19 protein-coding genes are annotated in these 25,798 nt (G+C 37.8%); 12 read left to right on the top strand and 7 right to left on the bottom strand.

Annotation, left to right across the window (positions count from 1 at the left end; all coding sequences use genetic code 11):
* Position 1 precedes the first annotated feature (1 nt).
* Genes ACIQLB_RS04240 through pyrE form a run of 7 tightly spaced genes read left to right on the top strand, consistent with a single transcriptional unit; the run spans position 2 to position 8,588 of the window.
* Positions 2–1,279 carry a dihydroorotase gene (locus tag ACIQLB_RS04240; RefSeq protein ID WP_400721307.1) on the top strand — a complete coding sequence of 426 codons (1,278 nt, stop codon included), beginning with the start codon at positions 2–4 and terminating at the stop codon, positions 1,277–1,279.
* Complete coding sequence (locus ACIQLB_RS04235) at positions 1,279–2,379, top strand: carbamoyl phosphate synthase small subunit (RefSeq protein ID WP_386847678.1); 1,101 nt, start codon at positions 1,279–1,281, stop codon at positions 2,377–2,379. The genes ACIQLB_RS04240 and ACIQLB_RS04235 overlap by 1 nt, the downstream gene beginning before the upstream one ends.
* Entirely contained in the window at positions 2,372–5,569 is a 3,198-nt protein-coding gene (gene carB / locus ACIQLB_RS04230) for a carbamoyl-phosphate synthase large subunit (protein ID WP_400721303.1), read from the top strand. The genes ACIQLB_RS04235 and carB overlap by 8 nt, the downstream gene beginning before the upstream one ends.
* Position 5,570: 1 nt before the next feature.
* Positions 5,571–6,344 carry a dihydroorotate dehydrogenase electron transfer subunit gene (locus tag ACIQLB_RS04225; RefSeq protein WP_400721299.1) on the top strand — a complete coding sequence of 258 codons (774 nt, stop codon included), beginning with the start codon at positions 5,571–5,573 and terminating at the stop codon, positions 6,342–6,344.
* Positions 6,341–7,255, top strand: coding sequence for a dihydroorotate dehydrogenase (locus ACIQLB_RS04220; protein ID WP_400721296.1), 915 nt, complete (start codon positions 6,341–6,343; stop codon positions 7,253–7,255). Before ACIQLB_RS04225 ends, ACIQLB_RS04220 begins: the two co-directional genes overlap by 4 nt.
* Entirely contained in the window at positions 7,252–7,956 is a 705-nt protein-coding gene (pyrF, locus tag ACIQLB_RS04215) for an orotidine-5'-phosphate decarboxylase (RefSeq protein WP_400721293.1), read from the top strand. Before ACIQLB_RS04220 ends, pyrF begins: the two co-directional genes overlap by 4 nt.
* A gap of 2 nt (positions 7,957–7,958) precedes the next feature.
* Positions 7,959–8,588: an orotate phosphoribosyltransferase gene (gene pyrE / locus ACIQLB_RS04210; protein ID WP_400721290.1), complete on the top strand. Its 630-nt coding sequence runs from the start codon at positions 7,959–7,961 to the stop codon at positions 8,586–8,588.
* 157 nt (positions 8,589–8,745) lie between these two features.
* On the opposite strand, the gene ACIQLB_RS04205 is transcribed toward pyrE, so the two are convergent.
* Entirely contained in the window at positions 8,746–10,275 is a 1,530-nt protein-coding gene (locus ACIQLB_RS04205) for a cardiolipin synthase (protein ID WP_400721287.1), read from the bottom strand.
* Between the two features lie 891 nt (positions 10,276–11,166).
* Between ACIQLB_RS04205 and ACIQLB_RS04200 the strand changes: the two genes are divergently transcribed.
* From ACIQLB_RS04200 to ACIQLB_RS04180, 5 genes are read left to right on the top strand one after another with little or no spacing between them, the layout of a single operon-like run.
* Positions 11,167–12,180, top strand: a complete 1,014-nt coding sequence (locus ACIQLB_RS04200) for an ABC transporter ATP-binding protein (protein WP_400721284.1) — start codon at positions 11,167–11,169, stop codon at positions 12,178–12,180.
* Complete coding sequence (locus ACIQLB_RS04195; protein ID WP_400721281.1) at positions 12,177–13,124, top strand: ATP-binding cassette domain-containing protein; 948 nt, start codon at positions 12,177–12,179, stop codon at positions 13,122–13,124. The genes ACIQLB_RS04200 and ACIQLB_RS04195 overlap by 4 nt, the downstream gene beginning before the upstream one ends.
* Before the next feature lies 1 nt (position 13,125).
* Positions 13,126–14,088, top strand: coding sequence for an oligopeptide ABC transporter permease (gene opp4B / locus ACIQLB_RS04190; RefSeq protein WP_400721278.1), 963 nt, complete (start codon positions 13,126–13,128; stop codon positions 14,086–14,088).
* A gap of 35 nt (positions 14,089–14,123) precedes the next feature.
* A complete protein-coding gene (locus tag ACIQLB_RS04185; RefSeq protein WP_400721275.1) occupies positions 14,124–15,026 on the top strand; it encodes an ABC transporter permease in 903 nt (300 codons plus the stop codon).
* Positions 15,027–15,041: 15 nt separating this feature from the next.
* Entirely contained in the window at positions 15,042–16,859 is a 1,818-nt protein-coding gene (locus ACIQLB_RS04180; RefSeq protein WP_400721272.1) for an oligopeptide ABC transporter substrate-binding protein, read from the top strand.
* 374 nt (positions 16,860–17,233) lie between these two features.
* Here the strand turns inward: ACIQLB_RS04180 and ACIQLB_RS04175 are convergent, their stop codons facing one another.
* From ACIQLB_RS04175 to ACIQLB_RS04150, 6 genes are all read right to left on the bottom strand, one after another.
* Positions 17,234–18,160, bottom strand: coding sequence for an ABC transporter ATP-binding protein (locus tag ACIQLB_RS04175; RefSeq protein ID WP_400721269.1), 927 nt, complete (start codon positions 18,158–18,160; stop codon positions 17,234–17,236).
* On the bottom strand, positions 18,153–19,208 hold the full coding sequence (locus ACIQLB_RS04170; protein ID WP_400721266.1) for an ABC transporter ATP-binding protein: 1,056 nt from the start codon (positions 19,206–19,208) through the stop codon (positions 18,153–18,155). Before ACIQLB_RS04170 ends, ACIQLB_RS04175 begins: the two co-directional genes overlap by 8 nt.
* 14 nt (positions 19,209–19,222) lie before the next feature.
* Positions 19,223–20,143, bottom strand: a complete 921-nt coding sequence (locus ACIQLB_RS04165; protein ID WP_370045669.1) for an ABC transporter permease — start codon at positions 20,141–20,143, stop codon at positions 19,223–19,225.
* Complete coding sequence (locus tag ACIQLB_RS04160) at positions 20,143–21,072, bottom strand: ABC transporter permease (protein ID WP_400721262.1); 930 nt, start codon at positions 21,070–21,072, stop codon at positions 20,143–20,145. The genes ACIQLB_RS04165 and ACIQLB_RS04160 overlap by 1 nt, the downstream gene beginning before the upstream one ends.
* Before the next feature lie 131 nt (positions 21,073–21,203).
* Positions 21,204–22,853 (bottom strand): peptide ABC transporter substrate-binding protein, encoded by a 1,650-nt coding sequence (locus ACIQLB_RS04155; RefSeq protein ID WP_400721259.1) that lies wholly within the window; start codon positions 22,851–22,853, stop codon positions 21,204–21,206.
* 1,098 nt (positions 22,854–23,951) lie between these two features.
* A complete protein-coding gene (locus ACIQLB_RS04150; protein WP_400721256.1) occupies positions 23,952–25,637 on the bottom strand; it encodes a methyl-accepting chemotaxis protein in 1,686 nt (561 codons plus the stop codon).
* Between the last annotated feature and the right edge of the window lie 161 nt (positions 25,638–25,798).

Raw genomic sequence — 25,798 nt, 5'->3', positions numbered from 1 at the left:
CATGACAAAGGTTCTTCAAAATGTACAAATGCTAAATGAACAAGGCGAGCTACAAACAGTAAACATAGCTATGGCAGATGGCAAAATTACTGCAATAGGTCAAAATATAGATATAGCAGGCACAGAAGTAATCGAAGGTAATGGTTTAGTTGTTGCACCAGGTTTTGTCGATGTACACACACATTTACGTGAGCCAGGCTTTGAACATAAAGAAACAATTGCTACAGGTTCAGCATCAGCAGCAAAAGGCGGCTTCACAACAATTTGCGCGATGCCAAATACAAAACCAGTGCCAGATTCAGTAGAAAACATGCAGTTGATTAATGGTCTTATTAAAGAAAGTGCAGCTATTCGAGTACTTCCATACGGCTCATTAACAAGGGACATTTCAGGTGAGGTTCGTACAAATATTGAAGAATTAAAAGCACATGGGGCTGTCGCATTTTCAGATGATGGTGTTGGGATCCAGCTTGCATCAACAATGTATGAGCAAATGAAAGATGCTGCACAGCACGATGTGGTTGTTGTCGCACACTGTGAAGATAACTCATTAATTTACGACGGTGTGATGCATGAAGGGAAACGTAATAAAGAGCTTGGTTTACCAGGAATTCCATCGATTTGTGAATCTGTTCAAATTGCACGAGATGTTCTACTGGCAGAAGCAGCTGGAGCACGCTACCACGTATGTCACGTATCAACGAAGGAATCTGTACGTGCAGTACGTGATGCAAAAGCAGCAGGAATCCGTGTCACGGCAGAAGTTTGCCCGCACCATTTATTACTTGAAGAAATGGATATTCCATCAGATGATGCAAACTGGAAAATGAATCCTCCATTACGTGGAATAGATGATAAAGACTCACTTCACGCAGCGCTGCTAGACGGTACAATCGATTGTATCGCTACAGATCATGCTCCACATACAGTAGAAGAAAAATGCTGTGGCATGGTAGGAGCACCGTTCGGCATTGTTGGCTTCGAAACAGCATTCCCACTGCTTTACACACAGTTTGTAGAAACAGGGAAATGGACGTTAAAACAGTTAATTGACTGGATGTCTGTAAAGGCAGCTCAAATTTTCGATTTACCATATGGCACATTAGAAGTTGGAGCTTCAGCAGATATGATCTTAATTGATTTAAATAAAGAGCAAACAATTGATGCAGAAGGCTTTGTATCAAAAGGACGCAATACACCATTCAATGGTTGGACTGCAAAAGGATGGCCAGTCCTTACAATTTTTGAAGGCAATATCGTATACCAGGAGGCAGAGTAATGAAAAAACGTTTACTTATTTTAGAAGATGGCACAGTATTTACAGGTACAGCGTTCGGTAGTGAGCGCGCTTCACAAGGTGAGGTTGTATTCACAACAGGGATGACAGGTTATCAGGAAACCATTTCAGATCCTTCATTCTACGGACAAATCGTAACGTTAACTTACCCTTTAATCGGTAATTACGGTATTAACCGTGATGATTTTGAATCGATCACACCTGCTATTCGTGGGTTTGTAGTTCGTGAATTAGCAAAAACACCTTCAAACTTCCGTTGTGATTTAACGGTAGATGAGTACTTAACTTCAAAGGATATCCCGGGCATTGAAGGAATCGATACACGTAAATTAACACGCATTATTCGCAGCAAGGGGTCAGTAAAGGCTATTTTAACAGCGGCTGATGAAGAAGTGAATGTGGATGAAATCGTAGCAAAATTACAGGCAACACCAGCGATTACACATCATGTTCGTGAAGTATCACCGAAAGCAGCCTACCCATCACCAGGTCGTGGCAAACGCGTCGTATTAATTGACTATGGTATGAAGCACGGTATCCTTCGTGAGTTAAACAAACGTGATTGCGACGTACTCGTTGTCCCTTACAATACTTCGGCAGAAGAAATTTTGGCGTGGCATCCAGATGGCATTATGCTGTCAAACGGTCCAGGTAACCCTGAAGACGTAGCAGAAGGCATTGAAACAGTACGCAATTTAATTGGAAAAGTGCCAATGTTCGGTATTTGCTTAGGTCACCAAATCTTCTCGCTAGCATGTGGTGCACGAAGCTTTAAATTACCATTCGGTCACCGTGGTGGTAACCATCCAGTAAAAGATTTACGCACAGGTCGTACAGACTTAACATCTCAAAACCATGGTTATGCAATCGACATCGATTCATTAAAAGATACAGATTTAGAAATAACACATATCGCATTAAATGATGGCACTTGTGAGGGTGTACGTCACAAGAAATATCCAATCTTCACAGTGCAATATCACCCAGAAGCATCACCAGGTCCAGAGGATTCAAATCACTTATTTGATGAATTTATCGAAATGATGGAAGTAGAAGCAGGGAAGGGGAAACAACATGCCTAAACGTACAGATATTGAAACTATTTTAGTAATCGGATCAGGTCCAATCGTAATCGGACAAGCAGCAGAATTTGACTACGCAGGAACACAAGCATGTCTTTCTTTAAAAGAAGAAGGCTACCGAGTTATTTTAATAAACTCAAACCCTGCGACAATTATGACAGATACAGAAATTGCCGACAAAGTATATATTGAGCCAATTACACTGGAGTTTGTATCACGTATTTTACGTAAAGAGCGTCCAGATGCTATCCTACCAACACTTGGTGGTCAAACTGGTTTAAATATGGCCATTGAATTAGATCAATCAGGAATTCTAGATGAGCTTGCTATTGAAATTCTTGGAACAAAATTAGAAGCGATCCATAAAGCGGAAGATCGCGATCTTTTCCGTAATTTAATGTATGAGCTAGGTGCTCCAGTACCTGAATCAGATATTATCCATAACTTAGACGAAGCGAAAAACTTTGTAGCGAGAATTGGCTACCCAGTAATCGTTCGCCCTGCCTTCACACTTGGCGGTACAGGCGGCGGTATTTGCTACAACGATCAAGATTTAGAGGAAATTGTGACATCTGGTCTTAAATATTCTCCAGTAACACAATGTTTACTAGAAAAATCAATCGCTGGTTATAAAGAAATCGAATATGAAGTAATGCGTGATGCGGCTGACAACGCCATCGTTGTATGTAACATGGAAAACGTTGACCCAGTTGGGATTCATACAGGTGACTCTATTGTAGTGGCACCTACTCAAACACTTTCAGACCGTGAAAACCAAATGTTACGTAATATCTCTTTAGATATTATCCGTGCACTGAAAATCGAAGGTGGCTGTAACGTACAATTAGCCCTTGATCCATATAGCTTCAATTACTATGTGATCGAAGTAAACCCTCGTGTATCGCGTTCATCAGCGTTAGCGTCAAAAGCAACAGGCTATCCTATTGCAAAACTAGCAGCGAAAATTGCAGTTGGATTAACATTAGATGAAATCAAAAACCCTGTAACAGGTTCAACATATGCTTGCTTCGAGCCAGCTCTAGACTACATCGTGGCGAAAATTCCACGCTGGCCATTCGATAAATTCGAATCAGCAAAGCGTAATCTGGGTACACAAATGAAAGCGACGGGTGAAGTAATGGCACTTGGTCGTACATTTGAAGAAGCTATGCTAAAAGCAGTGCGCTCTCTTGAAACAGGTCAAGTTCACTTAGAGCTAAAACATGCAGAAGAAAACACTGATTCTTGGATTGAAAAACGTATCCGCAAAGCAGGTGACGAGCGTCTATTCTTCATCGGTGAAGCACTTCGTCGCGGTGTAACAATTGAGCAAATCCATGAATGGTCTGCAATTGACTTATTCTTCTTAAATAAATTCAAAAACATCGTAGATATGGAGCAAACACTTGCTGACCATAAAAACGATAGAGAAGTGTTACGTACAGCAAAACGTCTAGGCTTTGCAGATAAGAAAATTGCCGAGCTTTGGGAAACAACACCAGAAGAGGTTTATGCATACCGTAAAGAAAATGGCATTATCCCGGTATATAAAATGGTTGATACTTGTGCAGCGGAGTTTGAATCTGAAACACCATACTTCTATGGCACATATGAAGATGAAAACGAATCGATTCAATCCGACAAGCCATCAGTTATTGTACTTGGTTCTGGTCCAATCCGCATTGGTCAAGGGGTTGAATTCGACTACGCAACAGTACACTCAGTATGGGCCATTCAAGAAGCAGGCTACGAAGCAATCATTATTAACTCGAATCCAGAAACAGTATCCACTGATTTCTCGATCTCAGATAAATTATACTTCGAGCCATTAACAATCGAAGACGTTATGCATATTATCGACCTTGAGCAACCAATCGGTGTAGTTGTACAATTCGGTGGTCAAACAGCTATTAATCTTGCTGATAAATTAGTTGCTAATGGCGTGAAAATCCTAGGTACAACACTTGAAGATATCGACCGTGCGGAAAACCGAGACAAATTCGAGCAAGCATTACGCGATTTGAACATTCCACAGCCACTAGGTCAAACAGCTGTATCTACGGAGGAAGCTCTTGCTATTAGTGAACGTCTAGGCTTCCCAGTACTAGTTCGTCCTTCATACGTGCTAGGTGGTCGCGCGATGGAAATTGTCTACAACCAAGATGAATTAAAACACTATATGGAGAACGCGGTAGAAGCATCTCCAGATCATCCAGTATTAGTAGACCGCTACTTAACTGGTCAAGAAATCGAAGTAGATGCCATTTGTGACGGTGAAAATGTCTTAATTCCAGGTATTATGGAGCATATCGAACGTGCAGGGGTTCACTCTGGTGACTCGATCTCTGTATACCCGCCACAAAAATTAACACAAGCGCAAAAAGATACGCTAGTGGATTATACAACTCGCCTTGCAAAAGGTCTTGGCATCATAGGCTTAATGAACATTCAATATGTTATTTCACAAGGCGAAGTATTTGTCATCGAGGTAAACCCTCGTTCATCTCGTACAGTACCGTTCTTAAGTAAAATTACAAACATTCCGATGGCAAATATCGCAACGAAAGCGATTCTTGGGAAATCAATCGTAGAACAAGGCTATCCAACAGGTTTAGCAGCTGAACAAAAAGGTGTCTTCGTTAAAGTGCCAGTATTCTCATTCGCTAAATTACGCCGTGTTGACATTACACTAGGACCTGAAATGAAATCAACAGGCGAAGTAATGGGTAAAGATGCAACATTAGAAAAAGCACTTTACAAAGGCTTAGTTGCAGCAGGTATGGAAATTCGTACAGAAGGCACAGTATTGTTCACGGTGTCCGATAAAGATAAAGAGGAAGCAATTGCACTTGCAAAACGCTTCTCAACAGTAGGCTATCGTATTGTAGCAACTGAAGGTACAGCTCAAGCGTTCGAAGCGGCTGGCGTACGCACAGATGTAGTTGGCAAAATCGGTGCAAAAGGTCAAACATTAATCGATTTAATTCAAAACGGTGAGGCACAGCTTGTTGTCAACACATTAACGAAAGGTAAGCAACCGGCACGTGATGGTTTCCGAATTCGCCGTGAGTCTGTAGAAAACGGCGTACCTTGCTTAACTTCATTAGACACAGCAGAAGCGATGGTCCGTGTTATTGAATCAATGACATTCACAGCAGAACAAATGCCAAAAGCGGAGGTAGTACATTAATATGATTCGTCAAGAGAAAATGACGGTCGTCTCTCAAAAGCAAATCGCGACAAACATTTTCGAATTGACACTTCGTGGAGAACTGGTTCAGGATATGACACCTGGCCAGTTTGTCCATGTAAAGGTGTCAGATTCATTGGAGCCGCTTTTACGTCGACCAATAAGTATTGCAAACATAGATAAAGACAACAACGAATTTACAATGATTTATCGTGCGGAGGGTCGCGGAACAAAAGTGTTAGCGACAAATCGTGAAGGGCAGCTTGTCAATGTTCTTGGCCCAATCGGTAATGGGTTCCCGGTAGAAGCAGTACCGGAGGGTGGCACAGCCCTACTAGTTGGTGGAGGAATCGGCGTACCTCCATTACATGAGCTTTCCAAACAATTGAACGCACGTGGTGTTAAAACAATTCATGTGCTAGGCTTTCAGTCGGAAGATGTATGCTTCTATGAGGAAGAATTCAGTGCCCTTGGAGAAACACATTATGTAACGGTTGATGGCTCTAAAGGAACAAAGGGCTTTGTCACAAATGTTTTAGAGTCACGAGCACCTGAATTCGATGTCTTTTATTCTTGCGGTCCGCTACCAATGTTAAAAGCACTTGAAGGCTTTTATCCAGAAAAAGAAGGTTATTTATCATTTGAAGAGCGTATGGGCTGTGGTATCGGTGCTTGTTTCGCATGCGTATGTAAAACAACAGATCAAGTAGCAAAAGACTATGTCAAAGTATGCTCTGACGGTCCAGTTTTCCCGAAAGGTACGGTGGCATTATGAGTCGTTTAACTATCCAATTACCAGGCTTAGATTTAAAAAATCCAATCATGCCTGCTTCCGGCTGCTTTGGCTTTGGACGCGAATATGCACAGCTTTATGATTTATCAAAGCTTGGCGCTATTATGATTAAAGCTACGACTGTGGAAACACGTCCCGGCAATCCAACTCCACGCGTAGCAGAAACAGCAGCGGGGATGTTGAATGCAATTGGCTTACAAAACCCTGGCATTGATAAAGTAATGAATGAAGAATTGAAGTTTTTAGAGGGGTATGATGTGCCAATCATTGCAAATGTTGCTGGTACGGAAACAGAAGATTACGTGGAAGTAGCACGACGTATTTCAACTGCAGGAAATGTTAAAGCATTAGAGCTTAACATTTCTTGTCCGAACGTTAAATGTGGTGGTATTCAATTTGGTACAGACCCTGCTACAGCACGTGAGCTAGTGAAAGCTGTCAAAGCTGTTTCAGAAGTGCCTGTATACGTGAAATTATCTCCTAACGTAACGAACATCGTAGAAATTGCACAAGCTGTTGAAGCGGGTGGTGCAGATGGCATTACAATGATTAATACACTAATCGGTATGCGTTTAGACGAGCGTACAGGTAAACCAGTGATTGCTAATGGTACAGGCGGCTTATCTGGTCCTGCCGTAAAGCCAGTTGCGATTCGTATGGTTTATGAGGTGTATAAGGCTGTCAATATTCCGATTATTGGGATGGGTGGCGTAACGGAAGCGCAGGATGTTATTGACTTTATGTCGGCTGGCGCATCTGCAGTTGCTGTTGGAACAGCAAACTTTGTCGATCACTTCGTTTGTCCAACTATTATTGATGAACTACCAGCTACGCTCGATCAATTAGGAGTAGAGCATATTTCAGAAATTATCGGAAGGAGCCATCGTTCATGAATACAAAACCAATACTTGCACTAGATTTTCCTGGAGAAGCAGAAGTATTCAACTTTCTAAAGCACTTTAACGAGCCTCTTTTCGTGAAAATTGGTATGGAATTATATATGCAGGAAGGGCCGGATATTGTACGCAAAGTAAAAGATCTAGGTCACGATATTTTTCTAGATTTAAAACTACACGATATTCCTAATACAGTTGGCTCTGCTATGAAAGGCCTAGCAAAATTAGGGGTAGATTTAGTTAACGTTCATGCGGCGGGCGGACGTCCGATGATGGAGGCAGCACTTGAGGGGCTTGAAGCGGGTACCCCGGCAGGACGTGAACGTGCGGCATTAATTGCCGTAACACAGCTGACTTCTACAACAGAAGAGCAAATGCAGGCAGAGCAAAAAATTGCTTTATCTTTACAGGAGTCTGTATTACATTATGCAAGCTTAACAAAACAAGCTGGTTTAAATGGTGTTGTCTGCTCCGTACATGAGGCAAAAGCTATTGCTGAAGCATGCGGTGAAGATTTCTTACGTGTGACACCTGGTATCCGATTAGCAGGTGGCAACGCACATGATCAAAAGCGCATTGCAACACCAGACGGCGCAAAACGTGACGGTTCTTCGTTAATCGTCGTTGGACGTGCCGTTACAGGTGCACAAGATCCAGTAGCAGCATATAAAATCGTAAGTGAATTATGGGAGGCATAACTATGACATTACAAAATGAAATCGCACACGCTATGTTAAAAGTAGGCGCAGTAGAATTAAATCCAACAGAACTATTCACATGGGCATCAGGCATTAAATCCCCAATCTACTGTGATACACGTTTGACAATTTCTGACCCTGTAATTCGTAAACAATTAGCAAACGGTCTAGCATCTCTTATTAAAGAAAACTTTGGTACAACTGAGATCGTAGCAGGTACAGCAACAGCGGGCATCCCGCATGCAGCTTGGGTAAGTGATATTTTAGAATTACCGATGGTTTATGTACGCTCTAAAGCAAAAGAGCATGGTCGTGGCAACCAAATCGAAGGAAAATACGCAGCAGGTCAAAAAGTCGTAGTAGTAGAAGACATTGTTTCTACAGGCGGCTCATCCATTACAGCTGTAGAAGCCTTACGCGCTGCAGGCTGTGAAGTACTAGGCGTTGTTTGCGTTTACACATACAACCTTCCACGCGCTGAACAAGCATTTGAAGAGGCAGGCATAAAATATGTATCTCTAACAAATTTCGATTATTTAATTGAAGCAGCTAATGAATCAGGCGCTATTCAAGAAGGAGACATTCCGTTCTTAAAAGACTGGCATGGAAAATTAAAAGCAGGAGAGCTTTAATTAAAAAAGGGTGGTATGAAAAAATTCATACCACCCTTTCATAAATTATCGACCAACTTTCACATTTTATCACCCAACTTTTAATTTTTATCGACATCCACCGTCCAAAGAGCAAAAAAGGATTCATACACAAAACTGTGTATGAATCCTTTTAAATTTACAGTAGAGGAGAAATGAGTCGCATAAGAGATTCAAGCATGCGTTTTTGAATACTTCGCTTTTGAAATGACGCCCATGTAATTTCTATGGATTCTTTAAAATCTTGTTCAAAATCATTTTTTATATCTAGAACCGTTTTAGATTCATATAGGATCGCAATGATTTCATAGTTAAGCTCAAAACTACGAATATCCATATTTGCTGTACCAATTGATGCAACTTCATCATCAACAAGGACAATCTTAGCGTGCATAAAAGCATCTTTATAAGAGTAAATAGAGACTCCCGCTTTTAGAAGCGGTGTAAAGTATGATTGGGATGCTTGATCACTAATGATACTATCGCCTTTTCCTGGATATAAAATGCGGACATCTACTCCGGAAAGTGCACTCAGACGTAATAATGTTAATGTTTCCTGATCAGGAATGAAATATGGAGTGGCAATCCAAATTGACTTTTTGGCAGAGCCCATAATTTTCAATAAAGCATTCCGAATACTTGTATCATCTGAGCTAGGTCCACTTGCAACGAGTTGTACGGCACCTTCCGCCTGATGAACTCCTCGACCTGGAAAGTATGTTTTATCCATAAATTGATTCCAAGAATACGCATTTAAACTACTAGTGGCATAAAGAAAATCTTCTAGGAAAATGGCCTGCAGTTTATATAATGCTTTTCCTTCTATTTTTAAATGACTATCACGCCAAATAGGAAACTTCTTCGAACGACCAAGATATTCATCCCCGACATTGAGTCCACCTGTAAAACCAATCGTCCCATCTACAATAACAATCTTACGGTGGTTACGATAATTGACGGTTTCTAATAACCAAGGTGAAAGAATAGAATCAAATTCAACGACTTCAATCCCTGCTTCTTTCATTGGTTGTAAGAAACGCCTCCGTAATTTATTACTGCCGAGTCCATCGTAAAGAAAGCGTACGATCACGCCAGATTTTACTTTCTTAATTAAGGCATCTCGAATTGTTGTACCGATTTCATCTGATCGATAAATATAGTATTGAATATGAATATGATGTGTAGCATTTTCAATCGCTTGTAGGATTTCAGTAAATGTTTCATCCCCGTTTGTTAAGAGCTTTGTTGTTGTTTCATTCGCAACAGGACCACCGCCAAATTTTTGAATAACTTGAGTCAAATAGGCGGACCGTTCATTTAAAGAGGAAGAGATGTCTACATTAAAACTTTTCCCTGCTAAAATCTCACGGAATATCATTCTCTTCTCTTCTGAACGTTGTAAATGTTTCTTTCTTCTCCAGCGACTTCTTCCGAATAGTAAGTATAGAAGTAAACCAATCACAGGGAGAATGGCTAATACTAAAAACCAAGCCAATGTACTTTGCGGGGAACGATTTTCAATAAAAATAACGAAGGCAATCCCTATAAGTGTGATAGGCCATATTATGCCGATAAAGGTAGATAAGGAAATAACGGACTTATTTAAGACTGTGAGTATAATTGCTGCAATAGTAAATACAAATAGCAATTGGACAACGCGATTTTTCATATATATACATTTCACCTATTCTTTCTTCCATATAAGCCTCATAAGAGGAAGTAATACTTTAACAGTTTAATGATAAGTTGTTTTCTTTTTTTTTACAATATAGACATTTCCACATTAATTTCTTCTATAGAAAATCAAGGATCTATTATATTACCCATTAAATACTCCTATTTAAATTAATGATTAATCTATTTTATTAGTCTTTTATTTTAAATTTTTAGAATATATTACCTGTATATTTGCATATATTATTTAAAATGCTAATTATTTTTTGGGAAAAATATAATCAAGAAGTACGTAAATGATGAGGTAAAAGAAATAAAATAATTACTTTTTTAATATATCAAAATTGTTATTAATTTTTTAACACTTTAAACGAGAAAACTATTTACTTAAAACAAATATATAGAAATTCAATATATTTATAAGAATAAAGATTTATAGTTATGACCTGTAAAATAGAGATAATCAAGGGGTTTAAATGTTATTTTAGTAATAAAAGTAAGTATAAATGATTTTTATATTTAAATAATAAAAATAGCAGAGTTTAGATAGAAGGTTGAAAAAAGGACAAACAATTAAGTAAAGAAAAAATTAAGATTTGAGAATTATTTTGTAAAGATGTATGGAGAAATTTGTTTGCAACTTTGTAATATTTAGAAAAATGCACTTGATTTAATGTATTATTTCCAGATAAAATAATATCACAATTAATTTTCAGATAATTCAATCAGTATTTTGGTTTTCTGGAAAAGTAAAAAAATATTAATTTATTTATAACTGTATATGGAGGTGTAAATAAACTTTTCAATAAAATATAATTCTGAAATAAATTTAAAAGATGAATATATTAATTTTTCAGAATATTGAATATAGTAAGGGGGAGATTGTTTGAATACAGCAAATGACCTATTAACAATTAGAAATCTAACTACAAGTTTCCGCATTAAAGAAACTTACCACGCTGCTGTAGAGGATGTCTCACTTTCGCTTAAAAAGAATGAAGTATTAGCAATCGTTGGCGAATCGGGTTGTGGTAAAAGTACGTTAGCAACTAGTATTGTAGGCTTGTACAACACTGTAAATACAAAAGTTACAGGTGAAATCTTTTACAATAATCAAAATTTAACGCAATTAAATGAGGAACAATTTAATAGTTTGCGTGGGAATCATATTGGTTTTATTTTTCAAGATCCACTTTCAGCTCTTAATCCTTTAATGAGGATTGGAGAACAAATTGCAGAGGGGCTAATGTATCATACAAAGCTCTCAAAGCAACAGCGCGAGAAGAGGGTACTAGAATTATTGAATCAGGTAGGCATCGCTAAACCAGAGCGTGTGGCAAAACAATTCCCACATCAATTGTCCGGAGGGATGAGACAGCGTGTTGTGATTGCTATAGCATTGTCGTGTAAACCATCTATTTTAATTGCAGATGAACCGACAACAGCTTTAGATGTAACGATTCAAGCTCAAATACTTGACCTACTAAAAGAATTACAGTCGGAAACAGAAACAGGTATTATCTTAATTACCCATGATTTAGGCGTTGTGGCAGAAATGGCTGACCGAGTTGCAGTGATGTATGCAGGTGAAGTAGTAGAAGAAGCACCTGTCCAGGAATTATTTACGAATGCTCAACATCCTTACACTCGTTCTTTATTGAATTCTATTCCGCAAACACATAGTGAAAATGAAAGACTTGAAGTTATTCAAGGTATGGTGCCATCGCTGATGAATTTACCACGGGAAGGCTGCCGATTTTCAGCGCGTATACCGTGGATTGATGCATCTGCTCATGAAAGAAAACCACAATTACATGAAATTGCACCAGGACATTTTGTTAGATGTACCTGCTGGAAACACTTTCATTTAGAAGGTGAAGAAGGAGGCGGGGCTGTATGAGCTTTATGCAAATTAGCGATTTAAACGTTCATTATCCAATTCGAGGAGGCTTTTTTAATACAGTAATCGATAAGGTATATGCGGTTGATGGTGTCACAATGGAGTTTGAAAAAGGAAAAACATACGGTTTAGTAGGAGAATCAGGTTCTGGAAAATCGACAACAGGGAAGGCCATTATAGGTCTAGAAAAGATTACTTCGGGTCAAATTTTCTATGAAGGTGAGAATGTTACAAACCAGCGCAGAAAACGTGATTCAGCATATAACAAAGATATTCAAATGATTTTTCAAGATTCCCATTCAAGTATGAACCCTAGAAAACGTGTATTAGACATTTTAGCAGAGCCTCTTCGAAATTTTATGAAGCTTAGTGATCAAGAAGAACGTAAGCGCATTAAAGAGTTACTAGCAATCGTAGGTATGTCTGAAGATGTATTGTTAAAGTATCCACATGAATTTTCAGGTGGTCAAAAGCAACGTCTTGGAATCGCGCGTGCTGTTGCTTGTAATCCAAAAATGATTATTGCAGATGAACCTGTATCTGCACTAGATTTATCTGTACAAGCTCAAGTGCTAAATTTTATGAAAGACATTCAGAATGAGTTTGGACTTAGTTATTTATTTATTTCGCATGACCTTGGTGTCGTGAAGCATATGTGTGATCACATAGCTATCATGTACAAAGGACGCTTTGTTGAAACGGGCACTCGAAATGATATATACATGAATCCACAACATATTTATACAAAGCGCCTGTTATCAGCTATTCCAAATATTGAGCCAGAAACACGTTTGGAGCGTAAAATAACACGTCAAGATGTCGAGGCCAATTATCAAAAAGAACAGCATAAATATTATGACGAGGATGGCAAAGTATACCCATTAAAAACCATCTCGGATACGCATAACGTAGCGATGTCTGACATTGAACGGGAGGGTATATAAAATGTGGAAAACAATTGTTAGACGTGTATTAGTGATGATTCCTCAGCTTTTTGTATTAAGTCTTTTAATCTTTATATTGGCAAAACAAATGCCAGGAGATCCATTTACAGGGCTTATTTCACCAGAGACAGATCCTGCAAGGATTGAGGAGCTTCGTATACAAGCAGGTTTCTATGACCCTTGGTATGTTCAGTATTACCATTGGATTACAAACGCTTTTCAAGGTGATTTTGGACGAAGCTATACATATAAAATTGCAGTGTCCACACTTATTGGTGAGCGCGGATTAAATACATTGTGGCTGTCATTACTCAGTGCAATCTTTGTATATTTGATTGCGATTCCACTAGGGGTGTTGGCAGGTCGCTATCAAGATTCATTATTAGATAAATCTATCACCCTATATAGTTTTATCAGCTATGCCATACCAACTTTCGTATTATCACTAATTTTCGTTTTTATTTTTGGCTATAAACTCATGTGGTTCCCAACTAGCGGGACCGTTGATGTAGGGGTTGATCCAGGTACAATGGCATATTATTGGAGTAAACTCTACCATATACTACTACCTGCTATTACGTACGGTATTTTAGGTACAACTGCTATTATTCAATATTTACGCTCAGAAATAATAGATGCAAAAACACAGGATTATGTGAAAACAGCTCGAAGCAAAGGTATCCCTATGCGAAAAATCTACACGAGACATATTTTCCGTAATTCCTTACTACCAATCGCAGCTTTTTTAGGGTTTACAATAACGGGTTTATTAGGTGGATCTATTTTCATTGAAACAATTTTCGGTTTCCCAGGAATGGGTCAGTTGTTTATCCATTCGATCATGAGTCGAGATTATAGTGTTATTACGGCACTAGTTATGATTTATGGCTTCTTAACATTATTAGGTAGTCTACTGTCTGATATTATTATGAGCATTGTTGATCCACGTATCCGCATAGACTAGCTATTAAAATAATGTTTAAGGAGAGGTGATTTCAAATGGAACAACAAAATAATGAAATGGTCAAATTTGATAGCTCTCCGCCGACGGGAATACAAGTCGTTTTACGAGAGTTTAAAAAAGATAAAGTAGCGATGATGTCCTTTATTGGGATAACGCTTCTTATCGTTGTAGTTATAGTTGCTGCGATGTTTTTAAATCAAGAAGAAATTTTAAAGATTAAACTGTTAGAGCGTTTCACTGAGCCAGGTGTAAATGGTTATAGACTTGGAGCAGATGAAGCAGGTCGTGATATGCTTGGGCAACTAGTGATAGGGGCAAAGAATTCGATTTTAATTGCATTTGCCATTACGATCATTACTAGTGTTGCTGGGATAGCTCTTGGTATTATTATGGGTTATTACGGAGGATTTATTGATAATTTGTTTATGCGAATTATTGATTTCTTTATAACATTACCTAGTCTAATGATTATTATTGTTTTCGTAACTATAATACCAAAATATGGTGTTCTTGAATTGATATTGATCATAAGTTTATTTCAATGGATGAGCACCGCGCGTTTAGTTCGAAGTAAAGCCCTATCAGAGGGACGAAGAGATTATGTGAGTGCATCTAAAACAATGGGGACTAGTGATCTCGCTATTATGTTTAAAGGAATTTTACCAAATTTAAGTTCTATTTTAATAGTTGAAGTAACTTTGAACTTTGCTGGAAATGTTGGTATCGAGACAGGGTTGTCTTTCTTAGGCTTTGGTTTACCACCATCAACTCCGAGCTTAGGTACCCTTGTAAACTATGCAACAAATCCGTTAGTACTATCAACAAAATGGTGGGTATGGTTGCCCGCATCAATATTAATTTTAATCTTGATGCTTGGTATAAATTATGTCGGTCAAGCACTTCGTCGTGCAGCCGACGCAAAACAAAGAATGGGATAAAGGGGAGGATTTACTATGAAAAAAAATTGGTTATTACTATCAGTTATTTTGGCAGTGATGTTTGTATTGGCAGCCTGCACTGGTGCGAGTAAAGATACGGCTAAAACGGATGATGGCAACAAAGACAAACCAGCACAAACAGATGATAACAAAGTGGATACAGCTACGCTTCCTATGGAAGTTGCAAACGATGGGGATGTTATTAAAGGCGGTACTTTAAGGGTAGGTCTTGTAACAGATACGCCTTTCAAAGGGATTTTCTCTTGGGAATTATATGACGATGCCTACGATTCAGAAATAATGAAATACACAACAAATAATCTTTTTGCAACGGATGGAGATTTCTTGATAACTGATAAAGGTATTGGGAAATTAGAAGTTGATAAGGACAATAAAAAGGCGAAGATTACGATTCAAGGCGACGTTAAGTGGTCTGACAGTCAACCTTTGACAGCTGAAGACTTAATTTATCCATACGAAATTATCGGTCACCCTGATTACGACGGAAAACGCTATGACGACGATTTCAAAAATATTGTTGGTGCAGAAGAATATCATGATGGAAAAGCAAAGACAATTTCTGGTATTAAAAAAATTGACGAAAAATCTATTGAAATTACGTTCAAGAAAGTGTCACCGGCTATTTATTCAGGTGGTGATGGACTATGGGGTTATGCAGCACCGAAGCATCAGCTAGCGTCAATCCCAGTTAAAGATGCCCTAATTGCTTCAGATGCAGTTCGTAAAAATCCTGTAACACTAGGCGCATTTAAATTTGACAAGATTAAAAATGGAGAGTCTGTTCAGCTTGTAGCGAATGAATACTACTATAAAGGTAAACCAAAGGTAGATAAAGTGGTTATCGAAGTTGTTCCTTCAAGTTCAATCGGTGAAGCTATGAAAACGGGAAAATATGATATCGCAACTTCGTTCCCAACGAATCAATATGATAGTTTGAAAGGTCTTTCAAATATAGCGATTCTAGGTCGTCCTGAGTTAGCATATTCTTATCTAGGGTTTAAAGTTGGGAAATACGATAAAGCAAATAGTAAAAATATTTTTAATGAGAAATCAAAAATGAATGATGTAAATTTACGTCAAGCGATTGGCTATGCGATGGATATTGAATCTGTTGGAGCAAAATTCTATCAAGGTCTACGTGTAAGAGCAAATTCATTAATTCCGCCAGTGTTTGCATCTTACTATGATGGTACGTTAGAGGGTTATCACTATGATCCTGAAAAGGCTAAGGAATTACTAGATAAAGCTGGCTATAAAGATGTAGACGGTGACGGGTTCCGTGAAGGTAAAGACGGCAAGAAATTCTCTGTTCGTTTAGCAGCAATAGCTGCTTCAGATACAGATGAAGCGATTGTTGAGTACTATCGTCAAAACTGGAAAGATGTTGGGTTAAATGTAGAATTGACTACTGGTCGTTTAATTGAATTCAACAGCTTCTATGATAAAGTAGAGGCTGATGATCCAGAAATCGATATGTATATGGCTGCATGGGGAACAGGTACAAATCCGTCTCCAGTAGGTTTATATAGTGAGGCTGCAGAATTTAACATGAGTCGTTACGTTTCGGCGGATTTAACAAAAATGTTAGAAGACATTGATTCGGAAAAGGCAATGGATCCAAAATATCGTGCAAAAGCATTCCGTACATGGCAAGAATATATGAGTAACACAGCAATGACAATACCAACGATGTTCCGTACGGAAATCATTCCAGTAAACAAACGTGTGAAAAATTACAATGTTGATTATGCAAATGATACACAAGACAATCTTCAAACTATTGAATTAACAGCAGATGCTCCATTAAAATAAGCTAATCACTGAAAAAACAGTCTTTCTTCATATATGGGAAAGACTGTTTTTCATAACTTATTAGTAATAAGCCCATTCATTACGAAAGATAGAGGATGATATTTGTTAAAGCCTGTACGATGTATTTAGGTTGTTTGGAGTGGAAGTTGGATGACTCCTTGAGGATTATCACGATTACCTTGTAGCGAGCAGAGAAAAGGTATTATATCGTGTGATAATGCCTTCTTGATCAATGCTCCAAGTTTCTCATAGGAATCCTAGGAAAGCACTCAGTCGGAACGAAATTAACTCTACGTTATTGGTGATGAGCAGTATTAAGTATTCATACAAAAAATCCACCCACTGGAAAAACCAATGGATGGATTTATAAGTTTTTATCGATTAGCAACCCAAGTTTTCACAAGATCGGCAGTACCATAAACGTAATGCTGATCATCAACTTCATGGTATGTTGCGCTATCGTCAACCTCTGTATGCTTGTACGGAATACGTTGACGGCGTTTTTCTGACATTGGGTCAGGAAGTGGAATTGCCGATAATAATGATTTTGTATACGGATGAACAGGGTGATTATAAATATCATCTGCTTTACCGATTTCCATGATTTTACCACGGTACATTACAGCGATACGGTCACTGATATACTTCACCATAGATAAGTCATGGGCAATGAAAAGATATGTTAAGCCACGTTCTTTTTGAAGTTCTTTTAATAAGTTAACAACTTGCGCTTGAATCGATACGTCAAGTGCAGAAATAGGTTCATCGGCGATAATAAACTTTGGATCTAAGCTTAGCGCACGAGCAATTCCAATACGTTGACGTTGACCGCCAGAGAATTCGTGTGCATAACGGTTTGCGTGCTCCTTGTTTAAGCCAACAGCCTCTAACAGTTGATTAACTTTTTCACGACGCTCTTTTTTATCTTTGTAAAGACCGTGAATAGTAAGGCCTTCACTAATGATTTCTCCAGCTGTCATACGAGGGTTTAATGAAGCGTATGGATCTTGGAAAATCATTTGCATTTGACGATTAAATTTCTTTAATTCATTTTTAGATTTTTTCCCATGGACGTTCTCGCCATCGAAAATAATTTCACCATCTGTAATGTCGTATAGGCGAATAATGGAACGACCCGTTGTTGATTTACCACAGCCTGATTCTCCTACAAGACCGAGTGTTTCACCTTCGTATACATCGAAGCTAATACCGTCGACAGCTTTAATAGGGTTACTTGGTGAACCAAAATGCTGCTTTAAATTTTTAATTTCAAGAACTTTTTTTGCGCCCGATTTAGTCATTTGATTGTGCCTCCTTTGCTAAATATCCTTCAATACGTTTAGCAACCGCATCTGGAAGCGGAATTTTTGGAGCGTCAGGATGCATCAACCAAGTTTTGGCAAAGTGTGTTTCACTTACTTGGAACATCGGGGGCTCTTGCTCATAGTCAATAGCCATTGCAAATTCATTACGAGCGGCAAACGCATCGCCCTTTGGAGGGTTAGTAAGATCTGGTGGTGAACCAGGAATCGTGCGTAATAGCTCATCAGTATCGTTATCTAAGTCTGGCATTGAACCAAGCAGACCCCATGTATAAGGATGCTTAGGATTATAGAAAATATCATTAACAGTACCATATTCAACGATTTGGCCTGCATACATAACTGCAACACGGTCAGCAACGTTTGCAACGACACCTAAATCGTGGGTAATGAAAATGATCGATGTTTTCGAAGTTTTTTGGATTTCTTTCATTAGCTCTAAAATTTGCGCTTGAATGGTAACGTCTAATGCTGTTGTTGGTTCATCGGCAATTAGAAGCTTAGGATCAGCTGCAAGTGCGATGGCAATCACAACACGTTGACGCATACCGCCTGAAAATTCATGCGGGTATTGGCTATAACGTTTTTCAGGGAAGGGGATACCTACCTGCGTTAAAAGTTCGATTGCACGTTTTTTAGCATCAGCTTTTGATACTTTTTTATGTTGTAAAATAACTTCAGTTATTTGACGTCCGACCTTCATAGTCGGGTTTAAGCTTGTCATTGGATCTTGGAAAATCATTGCAATTTCATTTCCGCGTACTTTTGACATTTCTTTATCGCTTAAAGGCACTAAATCGCGACCGTTAAATAATATTTGTCCTGACTCATAAATACCAGGTGGCTGTGGAATTAGTTTCATTAATGCGTTACTCGTAACACTCTTACCAGAACCTGATTCACCAACGATTGCGAGTGTTTCACTTTCTTTTAAGTCAAAGTTTACACCACGAACGGCATGAACAAGTCCTGCATAAGTTTTAAAGTTTATTTTTAAATCTTTTACCTCTAGAATTGTTTTACTCATTTTTGTCCACCTCCTTATTTACGTAGTTTTGGATCTAATGCATCACGTAAGCCGTCACCAACTGCGTTAAACGCAAAGATTGTTAGTGAAATGAATAATGCAGGGAATATTAAACGCCAAGGAGCATTTGCAATCGCGCCATTTCCTTCAGAAGCCATTGTTCCCCAAGAGGCTTGTGGAGCAGGAACCCCAAGTCCTAGATAACTAAGGAAAGACTCTGTAAAAATAGCAGTTGGCACTGTTAATGTCATCGTTACTAAAATTGCACCAAGTGCATTTGGCACTAAATGTTTTAAAATTAAATGTCCTGTTCTTGCGCCCAGAGTACGAGCCGCTAAAACATACTCTTGATTTTTAATAGATAATACTTCACCACGTACAATACGGGCCATATTGATCCAACCTGTAATGGATAATGCGATAATCATTGGCACAACACCTGGTTCTAATACTACTAAAAGTACGATTACAACTAAAAGGTAAGGAACAGCTGTTAAAACATCGGCAATACGCATCATAATATTGTCAACGCGACCGCCTGCTAAACCAGAAATACTTCCCCATAATACGCCAATGATCAAGTCAATAATGGCAGCAGCAAACCCGATGAATAAAGAAATACGAGCGCCGGCCCATACTCGAACGAAAATATCTCGACCTAAATCATCTGTACCAAACCAAAATTTTGATGATGGTGGGGCATTAAAGGCTCCTAATTGATCACTATAATGGTATTGTGAAAACATCGGCACAAATGTAGCCAATAAAGCAATAATTACTAAAGTAATTAATCCAAAAATCGCCATTTTATTATGGGAAAAACGAATATATACTTCCTTCCAAAAGGAGACAGATTTATCTGCTAATTTTTCTGTGGCTTCGTGATTTCCGCCAACAATTTTAAACTTATCTTTTTCGATCTGTTGCTGTGTCATTACTTTTTCGCTCCTTTCAGTCTAATTCGCGGATCGATCACGCTATATAAAATATCTACGATGAATACCGCAAATAAAAGAATGATTGCGTAGAATACGGTTGTCCCCATAACAACTGTATAATCACGGTTCGTAATACTTTGCACAAAGTGTTTACCTAATCCAGGAACCGCGAAAATTTGCTCTACAATGAAGCTACCTGTAACAACACCAGCAGTTAATGGACCTAAATAAGTAACGACTGGTAATAAGGCGTTACGTAAAGTATGGCGGAAGACGACTGTCCATTTGCCTAAACCTTTTGCACGAGCCATTTTTACGTACTCACTATTATTTTGTTCAAGCATACTTGAACGTGTCAATTTAGCAATAAAGCCCATATGCGAAAATGCAATAGCTAAGGCTGGCAATACACTATAACTAAAGCCTTGCCATCCACTAATCGGGAATAACTGAAGTTTGTATGCAAGGAAATACTGCATGAGTCCAGCTAATATAAAGGATGGAACGGAAATTCCGAGCACCGCAAAGGTCGTTGCCAAATAATCTGGAAACCTATTATGATAAAGCGCTGCCACTACGCCAATTAATACACCAAATCCAATAGCTAGCAGCATAGCTTCAATTCCTAAAGTTAAAGATACAGGGAAGCCCTCTGCAATCATATCATTAGTTGAACGCGCTTTATATTTCATAGATTCACCGAAATCAAAAGTGGCCGCATCGATTAAATAATCTTTGTACTGAATATACCAAGGGTTATTTAATCCATACTTTTCGTTTAACTTTGCCTCTATTTGAGGAGGGAAATTACGTTCAGATGCAAATGGGTTACCAGGAGCAACACGCAATAGGAAAAACGTAGCCGTTACGATGACGAAAAGCGCGAGAAGTATATACATCAGCCTTTTCAAAATATATTTAATCACATAAAACTCCTCCTTCGATTTGTCAATTATCTGACAAATTAGTGCTTTCGTATTTTAAAAAGAGCTGACTCGCGCCGTAGTGGCTACGAGGCAGCTCTCCGCTTAGAGCTTAAAAAGAAATTGTTACCAAATTATTTAATCTTTACATCTTTAAGGTGAATATCACCTGTTGGATTTGGCTCTAAGTTTTCAATACCTTTTTTAACTACTGATAAATTAGTGTAGTAGTAAATAGGTGCAACTGGTAATTCTGTCATAGCCACTGCTTCTGCTTGTTTTAAATAATCAAGACGTTTAGCTTCGTCTACCTCAGCAACTGCTTTGCTCAATAAATCTTTGTATTGAGCATTTTCCCAACCTGTTTGGTTGTTACCGTTTTTAGCCGTATCGAACATTTCAAGGAATGTATACGCATCTTTATAGTCAGCTACCCAGCCCATACGACCTACTTGATAGTCAGCAGTTCTTAATTTTTCTAAATAAACTTGCCATTCAGAATTATCTAATTTAGAAGAAATGCCAAGTTTTTTGCTCCATTCTTCTTGAATATATTGAGCAATTGCAGCATGTGCTTCAGAAGTGTTAAATGAAATGTTAACTGTGATATCTTTAGGATCTTTAATACCAAGTTCTTTCATCCCAGCTTCAAGAGCAGCTTTTGCTCCATCAACATCATTATCTTTCATGTAACCACGGTCATTTTCAAATCCAGGAATTACTACCGGAACCATACCTGTAGCCGGTTTTTGTTCACCTTTAGTTACGTTGTCAATTAATGTTTGACGATCGATTGCTAGAGTAAGAGCTTTACGGATATTTGCATTAGACATAATTTTGTCTTTTGTATTGAATTTATACCAATAAATACTTGCTTGGTCCATGATTCTTAAAGAACCATCTTTTTTGAATTCATCAATTGCATTAAGATCTACTGTTTGGAATGGCGCACCGATATAGTCAAGCTCTTTGCCTTTAAACTTAGTAGCGACAGTAGCTTCTTTTTCAACCATAGCAATATTTACAGTATCAACATCAACATTTGATGCATCCCAATAATCTGCATTTTTCTTAAGAACGATAGAATCGTTATGTTTCCAGTCGCTTAATTTATAAGGACCATTCGTTACGAAATTTTCACCTGCGTCTGCGAACCATTCTTTATTGGCCTCAGTCACTTTTTGGTTAACTGGTAAATAAGTTTTGAATCCTGTTAATTCTAGGAAATATGGTGTTGGATTTTCTAAAGTTACGACTAAAGTTTTGTCATCTTCAGCTTTGATACCAACAGCATCAGCAGAACCGCCTTTTTCGTTGTATGCTTGAGCCCCTTTAATTGGGTAGAAAATAGAAGCATACTCAGAAAGGTTTTCTGGATTTAACGCCCATTTCCAAGCATATTCGAAGTCGCCAGCTACAACTGGATCACCATTTGACCATTTTGCATCATCACGTAAATTGAAAGTATAAGTCTTTTTATCATCACTGATCTTCCAATCCTTGGCCATACCTGGAGTAGCCTCACCGTTACCGTCTGAAACAGTTAGACCTTCAAAGACGTTAATTAAGATTGCACTAGATGTAGTATCTGTTGCAAGTTGTGGGTGTAAAGATGGTGGTTCTGAAGTAATTGCTAATTTAAGTTCTTTAGCTTTTGAACCAGAATCTTTGCCGTCTGAAGATGAAGAATTATCAGACTTATCACCGCCGAAGCCACATGCAGCTAGTACTAATGAAAAGACTGCAAGGACAGTTAATAATAAAAACTTTTTGTTTTTATTCATGTGAATCCCCCTTATACAATTTTTAAGCCTTTTTTGAAGCTCTTATTTAATATACCAAAAAAATCATTTGCACAAAATAAAAAAGATTCAAATTTATATAGTATTATCTGACATTTAAGAAGATAATAATTTTTTTCTATTCATCAGTTTAAAGAATGAAAGCACTTTCATAGTAATATTTTGATGTTTATTAGGTATTTGTATCAGAAATGAAATAAAAATAAAAAAAGACTTATTATACCGAAAATTCATATTCTTTAGATAATATTATTGTTATTATAAAAATGAGGCTAAAGTCACATGCTCGATACTATAAGATATTTGTATAGATTTGTAGAAAATCATTGTAAAACTAAGTGATTTAGATTCTGAGTCATTTATTTTTGTGAAATTTATAATCGCAAAGAATGAATATTTTTATCTATTAATGATATATAAGAAACTTGTTTTGTATTTATCTAAGATTAACTAGTATAAGTGAGAAAAAAGAAGAATTAGAGTGAAATGTGCTTTTCTTAAAGAATAAATGTACTTATTTTAGTGAAATATGTTTTTTTGAAATAATTTACACATTACTTGAATATACAGTAATGTATAAAAAAACAATGCACTGAATCAGTTATATGTATGAAGGATTAGGAAAATAATTAATGGAAAAATATACCTAATTTTAGATGTTTTTATGATGTTGTTTTTTGTAGAAATCCATTTGTCTCACTTAGGAGGAAAGCTTCTACATAAAGTTACTAAAATATTGTATGAGTAGAACTTAATGAGTAGAATTACTTAAATTCTTTATATGGTCGATTTTACCGTATTTTAATACTAAGTGGTAGTTTTCCTAAAAATAAAGCTCATCACCATAGTTGTGTTTGATTTCTATTCCGACTGGGCGCTTTGTTGCTGCCGCTACGCTTTCGCACAGATAAAACATTTGTTGCTGCCGCTACGCTTTCGCGCAGAGCAGAGCAGAGCAGAGCTGAGCTTCCTAGGGGCATCGGGGCCGGACCGTTGCACTCACGTTTTCGCTATCAAGAAATACTGAAAAACATAAATAAAGTAGAGCATTTCGATTAAAGAAATGCTCTACTTGAATGTTTAAAGCTTGAATTGATTGATTTGGGCTTGTAAGTCCGAGGATTTTTCACTTAAATCTGTAGCTACATGATTTACTTGTTGCATTGTCGCTGCTTGTTCTCTACTAGCTTCGGCAATGATCTGTGTATTGTTTGCACTAGAAGAAGTACTATGAGCTATTTCTCCAACAGAAGCTGCTACTTGTTCAGCGCTTGCAGAGATTTCTTCAGAAGTAGACGAAATGTCTTCTATTTGATCTGTCATCGTAGTGATTGCTTTTACGATTGCTTCGAAAGAATTGCCAGCATCCCCAATCATTTTTACACCATCTGTGACAGAGTGTAGCCCATCTGTGACAGCTTTTTCTACATTTTGCGTATCTTCTCGGATTTCTTGTGTTAAAGTAACGATTTGATTGGCTGATTGCTTTGATTCTTCTGCTAGCTTACGAACTTCGTCAGCTACAACAGCGAAGCCTTTGCCATGTTCACCTGCACGCGCAGCTTCAATTGCAGCGTTGAGCGCTAATAAATTCGTTTGATCTGTGATGGCTGTAATTACTGTAGTGATATTGCCTATCTCTTCTGATTGCTTACTTAATTTTTGAACGAGCTTGTTAATCGTTTGAGTAGAATCATAAATCACGTTCATTTGTTGTTGAGCTTCATCAACTGTACTATTACCGTTATTCGCCAATTCAGTTGTAGTCACTGCGCTTTGGTGAAGTTGTTGAGTTGCTTCAGCTATACGCTGTACACCAATTGCTGTTTCATCCATTGCATGTGCACTTTCATTAGCAGCAATTGTAGCACTAGATGCTGCATTCGCTGTCTCGTCAATGCGTACTGTAATTTCATCAGTAGAAGCAGAAATCTCTTCGATAGAGGCGGATAGTTCTTCAGCAGAAGCTGATAAATGTTCCGCATTGCCTTGGATATGTGTTAATAAACCTCGTAAGCTGCTTTTCATGACGTTAAAGGCTGTAGAAAGCTGACCGATTTCGTCTTTAGATTGATGAGAGATATCTTGATGATATAATTCACCATTAGCAATATTATTGGCAGCCATAACTACGGATTTTAAAGGTCGTGAAATTGTACGCTGAACATAAAACATCAGTGATACTCCAAGTATTACACCGATGATGATAGCGATGATGGAGATTGTTTGAGAATTGGATACTGCTTGTTTAGATTCTTTCGTGACAATATCAAGTTGATTTTTTTGATAACTTACAACTTTCTCTGATACTGCTAACAAATCTGTATTTGCTTTTTGAACATCGCCATTCACTTTTTGTATCGCTTCTTCTAATTTTCCGGCATCATGAAGTGCTAGTGCTTCTTCAGCTGCTTTGTTAAAAGTTTCATTATGAGAATTTAAATCTTTTGCATAAGTCTCCATTTCGGATGAATCAGATTTTTCCATGATTTCTATTACATGCGCATCTAGCATTCTTGCATACTTTGTAAAGTTATCTTTATTAGCTGCTGTGTCTTCGAGGAGTATTGCCCGAATGAAAAGACCTTGCATTGCTCGTTCAGTTTGAATATTATCAGCTAATTCTACTAGCGCTACACGATTTTCAAGTGCGTTGTCTACTTTCTTGTTAATGTTTGAGAATTGAATAAACATAATCACCAATGAAATAATTAAAGTCAGAATGATGGTTAAAAAACCAAAGCTTAATTTTTTGCCTACAGACATAGAGATACGCCCTTTCTGGAATGCTATTTACTTTTTATTTAAATTTAGCCATTTATAAGGGGGGAAGTCAATAAATAGTTCGGAATATTCACGAGTTTTTTAGCGTTATTATAATAAGAAACAATAGCTTTAAAAATCAATCAAGTTAAAGGGAAATTTAA

The organism is Lysinibacillus sp. NPDC092081, assembly GCF_044755845.1.
GTDB lineage: Bacteria > Bacillota > Bacilli > Bacillales_A > Planococcaceae > Lysinibacillus.
Note: the sequence above shows the minus strand (reverse complement) of the source record. Positions and strands in the feature narration are given on the sequence as shown.